This window comes from Blautia hominis (assembly GCA_002270465.1).
GTDB classification, from domain to species: Bacteria; Bacillota; Clostridia; order Lachnospirales; family Lachnospiraceae; genus Blautia; species Blautia hominis.
On sequence record NQOF01000002.1, the window covers coordinates 269,346 to 282,381 of the forward strand.

The 13,036-nt window shown below is 50.0% G+C and carries 11 protein-coding genes; 10 read left to right on the forward strand and 1 reads right to left on the reverse strand.

The window, feature by feature from the left end; all coding sequences use genetic code 11:
• Positions 1 to 15 precede the first annotated feature (15 nt).
• Genes CI595_RS07230 through rseP form a run of 4 tightly spaced genes read left to right on the forward strand, consistent with a single transcriptional unit; the run spans position 16 to position 3,994 of the window.
• Complete coding sequence (locus CI595_RS07230) at positions 16 to 723, forward strand: undecaprenyl pyrophosphate synthase (protein ID WP_095172613.1); 708 nt, start codon at positions 16 to 18, stop codon at positions 721 to 723.
• Positions 724 to 725: 2 nt separating this feature from the next.
• The gene (locus CI595_RS07235) at positions 726 to 1,535 is read left to right on the forward strand and encodes a phosphatidate cytidylyltransferase (RefSeq protein WP_095172614.1); all 810 of its coding nucleotides are present in this window, start codon (positions 726 to 728) and stop codon (positions 1,533 to 1,535) included.
• A 16-nt stretch (positions 1,536 to 1,551) separates the two neighbouring features.
• A complete protein-coding gene (gene dxr, locus CI595_RS07240) occupies positions 1,552 to 2,694 on the forward strand; it encodes a 1-deoxy-D-xylulose-5-phosphate reductoisomerase (protein WP_095172615.1) in 1,143 nt (380 codons plus the stop codon).
• A 1-nt stretch (position 2,695) separates the two neighbouring features.
• Entirely contained in the window at positions 2,696 to 3,994 is a 1,299-nt protein-coding gene (rseP, locus tag CI595_RS07245; RefSeq protein WP_095172616.1) for an RIP metalloprotease RseP, read from the forward strand.
• 132 nt (positions 3,995 to 4,126) lie between these two features.
• Here the strand turns inward: rseP and CI595_RS07250 are convergent, their stop codons facing one another.
• Positions 4,127 to 5,392: a peptidoglycan-binding domain-containing protein gene (locus CI595_RS07250; protein WP_095172617.1), complete on the reverse strand. Its 1,266-nt coding sequence runs from the start codon at positions 5,390 to 5,392 to the stop codon at positions 4,127 to 4,129.
• Positions 5,393 to 5,531: 139 nt separating this feature from the next.
• On the opposite strand from CI595_RS07250, the gene CI595_RS07255 reads away from it, so the two are divergent.
• From CI595_RS07255 to glpK, 6 genes are all read left to right on the forward strand, one after another.
• Positions 5,532 to 5,954: a hypothetical protein gene (locus tag CI595_RS07255; RefSeq protein WP_095172618.1), complete on the forward strand. Its 423-nt coding sequence runs from the start codon at positions 5,532 to 5,534 to the stop codon at positions 5,952 to 5,954.
• A 34-nt stretch (positions 5,955 to 5,988) separates the two neighbouring features.
• A complete protein-coding gene (gene secF / locus CI595_RS07260; RefSeq protein ID WP_095172619.1) occupies positions 5,989 to 8,154 on the forward strand; it encodes a protein translocase subunit SecF in 2,166 nt (721 codons plus the stop codon).
• 19 nt (positions 8,155 to 8,173) lie between these two features.
• The gene (locus CI595_RS07265; RefSeq protein ID WP_095172620.1) at positions 8,174 to 10,165 is read left to right on the forward strand and encodes a KUP/HAK/KT family potassium transporter; all 1,992 of its coding nucleotides are present in this window, start codon (positions 8,174 to 8,176) and stop codon (positions 10,163 to 10,165) included.
• Positions 10,166 to 10,289: 124 nt separating this feature from the next.
• Positions 10,290 to 10,538 (forward strand): helix-turn-helix domain-containing protein, encoded by a 249-nt coding sequence (locus CI595_RS07270; protein ID WP_065541340.1) that lies wholly within the window; start codon positions 10,290 to 10,292, stop codon positions 10,536 to 10,538.
• Between the two features lie 94 nt (positions 10,539 to 10,632).
• A complete protein-coding gene (locus CI595_RS07275) occupies positions 10,633 to 11,313 on the forward strand; it encodes a D-lyxose/D-mannose family sugar isomerase (protein ID WP_095172621.1) in 681 nt (226 codons plus the stop codon).
• A 148-nt stretch (positions 11,314 to 11,461) separates the two neighbouring features.
• A complete protein-coding gene (gene glpK, locus CI595_RS07280) occupies positions 11,462 to 12,970 on the forward strand; it encodes a glycerol kinase GlpK (RefSeq protein ID WP_095172622.1) in 1,509 nt (502 codons plus the stop codon).
• The last annotated feature ends 66 nt before the right edge of the window (positions 12,971 to 13,036 follow it).

Consider the following 13,036-nt stretch of genomic DNA (forward strand, 5'->3'; position numbering starts at 1 on the left):
TAGGAGGAGAAAAACATGGTGATTCCAAATCATGTGGCGATCATTCTGGATGGCAATGGCCGCTGGGCCAAAGCCAAAGGAATGCCAAGAACATACGGGCATGTGAAAGGCTGCGAGAATCTGGAAAAAATATGTTCCATAGCCAAGGAACTGGGAGTGAAATATCTTACGGTCTTTGCCTTTTCCACTGAAAACTGGAAGCGTTCCAAAGATGAGGTGGACGGTCTGATGAAGCTGTTCCGCAATTATATGAAAAAATGCCTGAAAATAGCAAGGGACAACAAGATGCGGGTCCGTGTGATCGGGGAACCATCTGTTTTTGATGAAGACCTGCAGGCAAGGATCCGGGAACTGGAGGAGTATTCCAGCCAGTTTGACGAACTGCATTTCCAGATCGCGCTGAATTACGGCAGCAGGGATGAGTTAAAGAGAGCGGTGCAGGACTTAGCCAGGGATGTAAAAAAGGGTGTGCTGGACCCGGATCTGATCACAGAGGATACCATATCCGCATATCTGGATACAAAAGGCCTGCCGGACCCGGATCTGCTGATCCGCACCAGCGGGGAGGAACGCCTCTCCAATTTTCTCATGTGGCAGCTTGCTTACACGGAGTTTTATTTTACAGATGTGGCATGGCCGGATTTTAATAAGGCAGAGTTTGAAAAGGCTATACAGAAATTTAATCAGAGAGACCGCAGATACGGCGGCGTGAAGGAGGAGTGATCATGTTCAAGACAAGGCTGTTAAGCGGAATTGTGCTGGTCCTCATTGCCCTTGCCACCATTATTCCGGGAGGGATCGTGCTCTTTGCCACACTTGTTGCCATCTCCATGATCGGTATGCAGGAACTTTATAAAGCCATGAAGGTGCAGGAAAACGGAGTGGGAAGCCTGGAGCTTGTGGGGTATGCGGGGGCAGTGATCTACTATCTGACCCTTCTGTTTGAGAAGGAGGAGTTCTCCCTCATTGCTGTTTTATTTGCGCTGGTCCTCATTATGTCCGTGTATGTATTTACATACCCAAAATACCATGCGGACCAGATCATGGCTGCTATGTTTGGAGTCCTATATGTGGCAGTCATGCTTTCTTATATCTATAAGACCAGGAATCTGGAAGGCGGCGCATGGCTTGTGGGACTTATCTTTTTAAGTTCCTGGGGCAGCGACACCTGTGCTTACTGCGTGGGAATGCTGATCGGAAAGCACAAGATGGCTCCTGTGCTGAGTCCGAAAAAATCGGTGGAAGGCGGCGTGGGCGGTGTCCTGGGAGCAGCCCTGCTGGGTGCTCTTTACGCGGTGGTGATCGCAAAGTGGAATCCTGCTTCCGGCCATACAGCGCTTATGTACGCCCTGATCTGTGCTGTGGGTGCTCTGATCTCCATGGTTGGGGATTTGGCGGCATCTGCGATCAAGAGAAACAAAGAGATAAAGGATTACGGCAGACTGATCCCGGGACACGGCGGTATTCTGGACCGTTTTGACAGTGTGATATTCACGGCACCGTTCATCTATTTCCTGGCAAATGTGCTGCTGTAAATGAGGTTTTGAGGATATGATAAAAATTGCGATATTAGGTTCCACAGGCTCCATCGGCACCCAGACCTTGGATGTGGTGGAGAGAAATGAAGACCTGCAGGTGGTGGGGATCGCCGCAGGCAGTAATATTGATATGCTGGAAGAGCAGATCCGGCGTTTCCATCCCAGGCTGGCGGCTGTGGGTGATGAAAAAAAGGCCGCTGAACTGAAGACCAGGGTTGCGGATACGGACTGCAGGGTAGCCGGTGGAATGGAAGGACTTCTGATGCTGGCTGCCATGCCGGAATCGGATATCCTTGTCACAGCCATTGTGGGCATGATCGGGATCCGGCCCACCGTGGAAGGCATCCGTGCAGGAAAGGACATTGCCCTTGCCAATAAGGAGACACTGGTAACTGCAGGGCATATCATCATGCCCCTTGCAAAAGAATACGGCGTGCGGATCCTGCCGGTGGACAGTGAGCACAGTGCCATCTTCCAGGCTCTGTGCGGGGAGGAGCCCTCCAGGATCCATAAGCTGCTCATAACGGCCTCGGGCGGGCCGTTCCGTGGAAAAAAGCGGGAGGAGCTGACCCATATCAGAGTGGAGGATGCGCTGAAGCATCCAAACTGGGCTATGGGGCAGAAGATCACCATTGACTCCGCAACTTTGGTGAACAAAGGGCTTGAGGTCATGGAGGCAAAGTGGCTGTTCCATATGGATCTGGAGCAGATACAGGTAGTGGTGCAGCCTCAGAGCGTGATCCATTCCATGGTGGAATTCGTGGACGGGGGCATCATTGCCCAGCTTGGGACTCCGGATATGCGGCTTCCCATTCAGTATGCCCTGTACGGCGGCAGGAGACGTTTTCTGCCCGGCGAGCGCCTGGATTTTGCAAAACTTGGCTCCATCACATTTGAGGAGCCGGATATGGAGACCTTTAAAGGGCTGCCGCTGGCAATGGAGGCATCCGGAAGGGGCGGTTCCATGCCCACAGTATTTAATGCTGCCAATGAGAAGGCAGTAGGTATGTTTTTGAACAGAAAAATCGGTTTCCTGGATATTTATGCAATAATTGAAGAAGCTATGGAAAGACATAAAGTGATTGAGAATCCGGACGTAGATGAGATTACAGGCATCGAACAGGAGACTTACAGATGGATTGAAGGCAGGTGGTAGATTGAGTTTTTCCGGAATTATTAATATTTTGATCGCAGTCATAATCTTTTCCCTGATCGTCATTTTTCATGAGCTGGGACATTTTCTGCTGGCAAAGAGGAACGGTATTGCAGTGACAGAATTCTCTCTGGGCATGGGGCCGAGGATCATATCCACGGAGAAAGGCGGTACCAGGTATTCCCTGAAGCTGTTCCCCATCGGCGGTTCCTGCCTGATGGTGGGAGAAGATGATGATGACAACAGCGCAGGGTCATTCAACAATGCCTCTGTGTGGGCCAGGATTTCCGTGGTGGCGGCAGGTCCTGTGTTTAACTTTATTATGGCATTTGTCTGTGCTATGATCATTACCAGCGTGGTGGGATACGACCCTGCAAAGGTGACCGCGGTGCAGGAGGGGTCCGCAGCTGAAGCGGCAGGCCTTCAGGAAGGGGACCTGATCACAGAATTCAATGGAAAACATATTTCCATTGGCAGGGATCTGAGCCTTTACCAGACGCTGCACGGGTATCAGGATAAAAACATTGATATGAAAGTTAAGCGGGATGGGGAGACCATAGACATTTCCTTTACTGCTGACAGTATAGAGAAGAAAATGCTGGGATTCACTTACAGCAGCGAAGGACCTGCACAGATCATGGAAATCTATATTGACAGTCCTATGATGAAAGCCGGGCTTCAGGCCGGAGATGTGATCACAGCCATTGGTGGAACCCAGATAGCTGACGGAGAAGCGCTTCAGGCTTATATGGAGGAACATCCGCTGACCGGCGAGGAGATCACCCTGACGGTGGATCGCAACGGCAAGGAACGGGAAGTTACGGCAGAGCCTCAGATGCGTACCGTTGTCAGCAGCGGGTTTGACTATAATTTATACAGAGAAAAGACAGGATTTTTAGGAGTGCTCAGATACAGTGCCGTGGAAGTCCGCTACTGGATCTCCAGTACGGTGCAGAGCCTGGGGCTTCTCATCAAGGGTACCTTTTCCGTGAACGATCTGTCCGGTCCCGTGGGGATCGTGGATGCCATCGGAGATTCCGTCCAGGAGGCAAAATCGGAGGGATCTGTCATTGTGGGTATGCAGATGCTCTACTGGGTGATCCTTCTGTCAGCCAACTTAGGCGTTATGAACCTGCTGCCCATACCGGCGCTGGACGGAGGACGTTTGGTGTTCCTACTCATAGAGGCCATACGGGGCAAAGAGGTGAACAGGAATGTGGAAGGCATGATACATTTTGCAGGGTTTGTACTGCTGATGCTGCTCATGGTGTTTGTCCTGTTTAATGATATCAAAAGGCTGTAAAATGCCGGAATGCAGAAACTACACCGCTGGTTTCTGTCAACAAGAATAAAAAAATCCGGAAGGATGGGGTACAAAATAATGTGTACCCGGTCTTTCCGGACTTTTTTATTTTGGGGCAGATAGCCTGTAGCTTTACACCAGCTCTGCTATTCTTGTGACACCAACATAGATTTCCTGTATTTTGTACCAGGTAGGATAATCCACGATGCCGGTAACAGGCAGGTTGAAGATCCGCTGAAAATCCCTGACAGCCCGCTGTGTCCCTTCTCCGTAAATGCCGTCTACGGTTACGGCGGGGAGTGCCGGGTATCCCTGACGGATGGCATTGAGCTGCTCCTGAAGCTGTTCGACTTTGTCCCCCGAAGCACCGATATCCAGATTATACCCGGGCCAAGAGATGGGAATGCCGGAAATCTCCTCCGCGGTATTGATGTACATGTTGTCGCCGTAGAAGTTCCGCAGAATCTCGATGGCGGTGTAGCCCTGATCGCCCAGGTATTTAGAACCCCACTGTGTCATCCAGTTCGGACAGGTCACCCGCTGCCCGTCGCAGTACTGTGTCAGAATGGGCTGCCGGACCCCGGGTCTTGAGAGATAATTGGAGAACAGTTCATCCACTACCAGGGAGATGCTGTCAAAGATGTTTCTGCCGTTCATCCACTTGTGGTCAAAGGCAGTGGAGGAGGTGATGGTAAAATCATAGCCTTTGTTCCGGTACCATTCTGTATAGACACGGTTCAGAGTAAAGGACATGATCGCCAGCACATTGGCCCGGATGGTCTCTATGGGCCATGTGGCATAGATCTCACTGGATGCCACATTTTTGATGTAATCCCGGTAACGCACATAAAAGTTCTCGGCGGTGGGGTCTGTGGGGGCACCGTCATGGACCACTACAAACTCCGGCACGACCACGCGGCTCAGAACGATCTCCCCGGATTCATCCATGGGTTTGATCTCATCCTCCGGTATCTTCTCCGGGTATATGCCAAAGAGGGTATGGGCAGGAATGACAATGTTCTGGAAGGTGTTCTGCGGCGTCTGGGCCTGGAGCCTTGCAGTCTGCAGCGCAGTCACCTCCGGCAGGATTTCCGCACCGGAGATATCAAGGGGCTCAAATCCCTGGGCTTTGATGCGGAATGTATATTCTGCGTAAGGCTGATACTCGGAAGGTTCCATGCTGTATTCCAGGGGCGGGGCAGGAAGTGTGATCTCCGGTGTCTGCCCGTTGGCGTCTGTCTTCAGCTCCTCGATGACAGAGGAGGGGTCTCCCGTATAGGTAATGTCTATGGTGGCATTTTCAATGGGCGTGTTTCTGATGGAGGAGAGCACAGAAATCCGCAGGCGGCCTTCATCCGGGTGGTCCGTCTGCATGGCTTTTATGGGATCATAATTCATAGGTAAAACCTCATGGCAGTTCGTTGGTTTAGGATATGCAGGAAATAGAAAAATGTGACAGAATGATTGACAGAAGCATTCCTTTGTGCTAAGATTCCACATAACATATATGGCTTTACAGACGGGAGGACAGAGTATCATGAAAAAGATGCAGCGTATTGGTTATGGTATCGCATTCATTTTTTGTGTACTGTGTCTCTTTTTCCTTTTTTCACAGAGGCAGGAAAACGCAGGCGCGGGAAACGGATTTTCACACCTGCCCGGTCAGGCCGCTATCACACAGGCAGGCCATGCGGAACAGCTTGTGAATTTCCAGAAGGAAGAAACACGCTCACGTCTCTGTGTCAATAAGAGCAAGGAAGAAGGAAATGATTTTCTCGGGCCTCTTCCTTTTTTTGCTGTTCTTTTTTCCTGTGCCCTTGTTTTTCTGTTTTCAGGAGAGACAAAGGCCGCACTCTATGCCTTTTCCAGGCGCAGTTTCTTACTGAACGACCACCCCATAAAATTAATTTCCATTGTCCAATACAAGGACGGAAAAAAGAGATTTTCCCCTTTTATCTGATTCTATAAAACATGAAACAGAAAGCAGGGAAATCATGAAAAATAAAAAAACACATATTTGGATAGCACTGGGAACCATTGCTGTCTTTCTTTTCATTGCCTTTTTTGGCTGTGGAAGTGATATTAAGGGAATCCGGCATATGAGGTTCGGCATTGATATCAAAGGCGGTGTGGAGGCTGTGTTCGAGCCTGTGGGAATCACCAAAAAGCCTACTGCCAAAGAACTGGAATCTGCCAGAAATATTATTGAGGAGCGGCTGGATTCCAGAAATATACTTGACCGGGAGGTAACCATAGAGAAACAGGAGGGCAGGATCCTTGTCAGGTTCCCCTGGAAATCCGATGAAAAAGATTTTAACCCGGAAGAGGCCATAGCGGAGCTGGGAGAGACGGCAAAGCTGACATTTCAGGATGAAGACCACAAGGTACTGGTGGAGGGACAGGACGTTGCCAGCAGCTCTGTGGTGCAGAACAGAGATACAAGGGCGTATGAGGTAGAACTTCATTTTGATAAGAGCGGCACAGAGAAATTTGCCGGCGCCACAGAAGAGAATCTGGGAAAACATATCGGTATCTATATGGATGACACGCTGATCTCCAACCCTGTAGTCCAGCAGAAGATAGAGGGAGGGGAGGCGGTCATCAACGGTATGGCGTCCAGGGAGGAGGCCCAGGCGCTCTCCGACAAAATAAATGCCGGTTCCCTTCCTTTTTCCATGAAGACCAGCAATTACAATACCATCAGTCCATCTCTGGGAAGCCAGGCGTTAAAGTCCATGGTGGCTGCCGCAGTGACAGCCATGGTCCTGGTATGCCTGTTTATGAGCCTTTACTATAAGCTGCCAGGGGTGCTGAGCTGTATTACACTGCTGTTCCAGATGGCACTGCAGGTACTGGCAATCTCCATTCCCCAGTATACTATAACACTGCCCGGTATTGCAGGGCTGATCCTCTCCGCAGGTATGGCTGTGGACGCCAATATCATCATAAGTGAGCGTATCAGCGAGGAACTGATGCATGGTTCATCGGTAAAAGCTGCAGTCAAGGCAGGATACCAGAGAGCCTTTTCCTCTGTGCTGGACGGAAACATCACTACAGCAGCCGTGGCAGTCATCCTCATGCTGTTCGGATCGGGAACTATGCTGAGTTTTGGATATACGCTGTTTACCGGTGTGGTGATCAATCTATTTGCAGGTGTGTGGATGTCCAGGACCATGCTCACCTCTGTGGTACAGTATGAGTTTTTTAAACGCCCGTCCATGTTTCGCAGGAAAAGAGAAAAGAAAATCCTGGATTTTTCCGGAAAGCGGAGATGGATCTTTCTCTTTACAGCCTGTGTGCTCCTGTCCGGTGCCATACTGAGTGCGGCAAACGGCATGAAGCTGGATACACAGTTTACCGGAGGCGTGATCCTGAAATATACATGCACAGGAGATGCGGATACGGAAAAACTCAAGGAGAGTGTGGAAGCTGTGTTAAAACGGCCCGCCAATATCCAGATTACAGAAGACCCGGCAAGCGGGCAGCAGAAGCTGGCAGTGACCCTGGCAGGCAACAAGGGCCTTTCACCCCAGGAACAGCAGGAGGTGGCAAAGGCACTGGATGAAGAGGGAGGACAGGAATATACGCTGTCTGAGACTTACGCGGTGGAGCCTTATATCGGTGCCAAAGCTCTGAAAAATTCCGTGCTTGCCATTGTACTTTCTGCCCTGTTTATCGTCATATATATAAGGATACGGTTTTCCTCCATGTCAGGGCTTGCGGCAGGGATTTCCGCTGTGGCAGCACTGCTGCATGATATTCTGATCGTGGTGTTTGTATTCGGTGTCTGCAGGATCCCGGTCAATGATGCCTTTGTGGCGGTGACGCTTACCATTATCGGGTATTCCATTAACGATACCATTGTCCTCTATGACAGGATCAGGGAGAACCAGAAGAAAAAAGGAAAAGGAGAGACACTGGCAAAATTGGTAGACAGGAGCATCACGGAGACGCTGGGGCGTTCTGTCAATACGGCCCTTACGGTTGTGGCCTGTGTATTTATCATTTTTCTGTTTTCCGTATTTTACCACATAGAATCCATTCAGGTATTTTCCCTCCCGCTTCTGGCAGGGATGATCAGCGGATGTTACTCTTCCGTGTGTATTGCAGGCCCTCTTTGGGTGTGCTGGGAAGAGCATAAACAGAGTAAGAAGAAATAGAGGGAAAGGGTGTTTTGAGATGAAAGAAGCACTAAGAGAGACAGAGATACCCTTCAGTGCAGGCGCAGTCCTGATCTCTGTAGGCGTGGTTTACGGGGATATCGGAACCTCGCCCATGTATGTGATGAAATCTATCATAGCAGGAAACGGCGGAATTGCCCAAACGGGGGAGAATGTCATATATGGTGCGCTCTCCCTGGTCATATGGACCATTATCCTGCTGACAACAGTCAAATATGTGCTGATTGCCATGCGGGCGGACAATCACAATGAGGGCGGTATTTTTGCTCTGTTCAGCCTGGTGAAAAAATGCGGGAAATGGCTTGTGTTCCCGGCCATGATCGGAGGGGCGGCTTTGCTGGCAGACGGTATCCTGACACCTGCAGTGACCGTCACCACAGCCATTGAAGGTCTCAGAAGCATTCCGGGGGTCTATGCAGTGCTGGGTAATGATCAGGATAAGATCGTGGTCATCACTCTTGTGATCATCAGTGGGTTATTTCTGGTGCAGAAGGCAGGGACCAGTTCCATAGGAAAGGCATTTGGTCCGGTCATGACGCTGTGGTTTCTCTTTCTGGCAGCAGCCGGATGCTTTCACATTTTGGGAAATCCGGGGATCATACAGGCATTGAATCCATTGTGGGCCATCAGGATCCTGATAAGTCCTGATAACCGCATGGGGTTTATGATCCTGGGAAGTGTGTTTTTGGCAACCACAGGGGCGGAAGCCCTGTATTCAGATATGGGGCATGTGGGCAGACAGAATATTTACGCAAGCTGGCCTTTCGTGAAGATATGCCTGATCCTCAATTATCTGGGGCAGGGGGCCTGGCTGCTCTCCAACCGCAGCAGCAAAAGCCTGGCGGATATGCCGGATATGAATCCGTTTTTCGAGATGCTGCCTGAGGAAATACGGCCTGCAGGGGTGGTGCTGGGAACGATTGCAGCTATCATAGCCTCACAGGCGCTGGTGACAGGTTCTTTTACCCTTGTCTCAGAGGCCAGCAGGCTGGATTTGATGCCGCATATGCAGATCGTGTATCCATCCATGATCAAGGGGCAGATCTTTATTCCGTTGGTCAATCTGGTACTGTGGATCTCCTGTTCTCTGCTGGTGCTCTATTTCAGGACCAGTGCCCATATGGAGGCAGCATATGGTCTGGCCATAACGCTTACCATGCTGATGACCACGCTGCTTTTGTTTATCTATCTGAATAAGATCAGGAAGAAATATTGGCTTTCCTGGCTGTTTCTGGTGTTTTTCGGAGGACTGGAGGGGACCTTTTTCCTGTCCAGCCTGAGTAAATTCCAAAGGGGCGGTTATGTGGCGCTGTTTATCGCTGCTGTCCTCTTTGGAATCATGGTGGTGTGGTACCGTGGAACTGCCATAGAAAACTCGCAGGCAGTGTATCTGAAGGTGCGGGATTTTGTAGGCCAGATGGGAAGGCTGAAGGAGGATACCGGTATCCCCATTCAGACAGATAATCTTGTGTATATCACAAAAGAGACATGTGTGGAGGAGTTAGACCGGGATATCCTGTATTCCGTTTTGGACCGCCCGAAGCGGGCAAGAGCCTATTGGTTCATCAATATCCAGGTCACGGATCAGCCCTATACCAGGGAATATACTGTGGAGAATTTTGGCACGGATTATATATTCAAGATTCAGCTCCGCCTGGGATTTAAGGTGGACCAGAGGATTAATGTGTATCTGCGGCAGATTGTGGAGGAGCTTATTGACAGCAATGAACTTCCATCCCAGGAGCCGAAATATTCTATCTACGGGTCCGGGGAGGTGGGGAGCTTCCAGTTTTGCCTGATCCGGAAACTGCTCATACCGGAAAGCGATATCACCCCTGCCGGGCGGGCCGCGGTCTCGCTGAAATATGCCATACGCCGTGTGGCCGGCTCCTCCGCCAGATGGTACGGCCTGGAGAATTCCGCTCTGATACTGGAGTATGTCCCGCTCTTCATTAAGATGAAAAATCTCCGTCCTCTCAGGCGGGTTTGAACGGTAAAACGCCGTCGAAAGTGTGCAAACTGTAAAATTGTGCAGAAATGATGAAAATAGTCATAAATAAGGTATGGATAAGCACTTGATTTTTCTACAAAATAGTAGAAAAGGAGTGAATGACATGAGCGAAGATATAAATGCACAATTAATGGAACTGGGGCTTAACATAGCCTATTACAGAAAGCTAAAGGGAATCACACAGGCACAGCTTGCGCAGATGGTAGGCATAAGCAGAACGCATATCAGCAATATTGAAGCACCAAAGATGCCCACACAAATTTCTGTGGAAACACTGCTGAAAGTGGCAGAGGCACTGGAGATCAAGACGTGGAAACTGTTTGCTTTCCGCAGTGATATAAATCTGCAGTAAAGGGTACGGAAAAAATGATTATTTTCTTGTTGAAAAATACCATTAGAAGCGCTAAAATAGGAAGCAGATAAGAGACAGAAAGGACAAAGAATATATGAAACGTTCAGAAATCAATGCAGCGCTGAAAGAGATGGAGGAGATGGTCAATAAGTGCTGTTTTAAGCTTCCGCCATTCTGCCATTTTACACCGGAAGACTGGAAGGAAAAGGGTTCCGAGTACGACGAGATCCGCGACAATATGCTGGGATGGGATATTACGGATTACGGCCTGGGCAGATTTGACGAGGTGGGATTTTCCCTCATAACCCTGAGAAACGGCAACCTGAAGATGGACAAGTATACAAAGACCTATGCAGAGAAGCTGCTGTACATAAAAGAGGGACAGATGGCCCCCATGCACTTCCACTGGAACAAGATGGAGGATATTATAAACAGAGGAGGGGGCAATGTCCTGATCCGTGTATATAACTCCACTGAGGACGGTCAGTTTGCGGACACAGACGTGACGGTAAACTGTGACGGCAGGGAATTTACAGTGCCTGCAGGTACTCAGGTGAAGCTGCAGCCGGGTGAGAGCATAACGGTTTATCCGTATATGTATCATGATTTTGAGCTGGAGCCAGGCACAGGCCCTGTGCTTTTAGGTGAAGTTTCCATGTGCAATGACGATGAAAATGATAACCGTTTTTATGAGCCGATCGGAAGATTTCCGGAGATAGAGGAGGACGAGTCACCGTACCGTCTGCTCTGTACAGAATATCCGAAGGCAGAATAAAGCTCGAGGAGAATTGAGACAAAGAGCTGTCAGGCCAGAGAGAGGGATTCTTTCTGGCTGGACAGCTTTTGTTCGTGATAACCCCTGATATACAGACTGCCGGCACCCGGGGAAGTGCCGGTGAGAGAAAAATGGAGGATTTTTACATATGGCAAAATATATGATGGCACTGGATGCAGGAACCACAAGCAACCGCTGTATTCTTTTTAATGAGAAGGGCGAGATGGTCAGTGTGGCCCAGAAGGAATTCACCCAGTATTTTCCGAAACCGGGCTGGGTGGAGCACGATGCCAATGAGATCTGGTCCACCCAGCTAGGCGTGGCTGTGGAGGCTATGCAGAAGGTTGGCGTGGAGGCTAAGGACATTGCAGGCATTGGCATCACAAACCAGAGAGAGACAGCCATTGTCTGGGATAAACATACAGGTGAGCCGGTTTATCATGCCATTGTGTGGCAGTGCAGGCGTACTTCCGAGTATTGCGACTCCCTGAAGGATAAGGGGCTTACAGAGGTGTTCAGAGCCAAGACAGGACTGATCATTGACGCTTACTTTTCCGGCACCAAGGTAAAATGGATCCTGGACCATGTGGAGGGAGCAAGAGAGAGGGCAGAAAAAGGGGAACTGCTTTTTGGTACGGTGGAGACCTGGCTGATCTGGAAGATGACAAAGGGCGCGGTACATGTAACGGACTACTCCAATGCCTCCAGGACCCTCCTCTATAATATCAACAAGCTGGAGTGGGATGAGGAGATCCTGAAAGAGCTGGGGATTCCCAGGTGTATGCTGCCTGAGGTGAAGCCTTCAAGCTGTGTCTACGGCATGGCGGATGCCAGCTTTTTCGGCGGAGAGATTCCCATTGCCGGCGCGGCCGGGGACCAGCAGTCCGCACTGTTCGGACAGACCTGTTTTTCGGAGGGAGAGGCAAAGAATACATACGGGACAGGATGTTTTCTCCTTATGAATACAGGGGAGAAGCCGGTATTTTCAAAAAATGGCTTGGTGACCACCATTGCATGGGGGCTGGACGGCAAAGTGAATTATGCGCTGGAAGGCTCTGTGTTCGTAGCCGGAGCAGCTATCCAGTGGCTTCGGGATGAACTCCGTATTATTGACAGTGCGGAGGATTCCGAATACATGGCAAAAAAGGTGAAGGATACCCATGGCTGTTATGTAGTACCTGCATTTACAGGTTTGGGAGCGCCCTACTGGGACCAGTATGCGAGAGGTATCATTGTGGGTCTTACCAGGGGAGTGAACAAATATCATATTATCCGTGCAACGCTGGAGTCTCTGGCTTATCAGGTGCATGATGTGGTGCGGGCCATGGAAGCGGATTCCGGCATTCCCCTTGCTTCTTTGAAGGTGGACGGCGGGGCCAGCGCCAACAATTTCCTTATGCAGACCCAGGCCGATATGGTGCAGGTTCCGGTAAAGAGGCCTCAGTGTGTGGAAACCACTGCCATGGGCGCGGCATATCTGGCAGGACTGGCGGTTGGGTACTGGAAGGATAAAAATGAGATCGTGAAAAACTGGGAGATTGAGAGGACCTTTCATCCGGTTATCTCCATGGAAGAGCGGAATAAGAAAATGAAGGGCTGGGAGAGAGCCGTGAAGTGTTCTTACGGATGGGCAAAAGAAGATGGTATAACAGATTGAAAAACAGGCAGAAGTCCCCGGGTGACGGGGATTTTTGCTGTAATATAAGAAGACCGTAACGGTGAG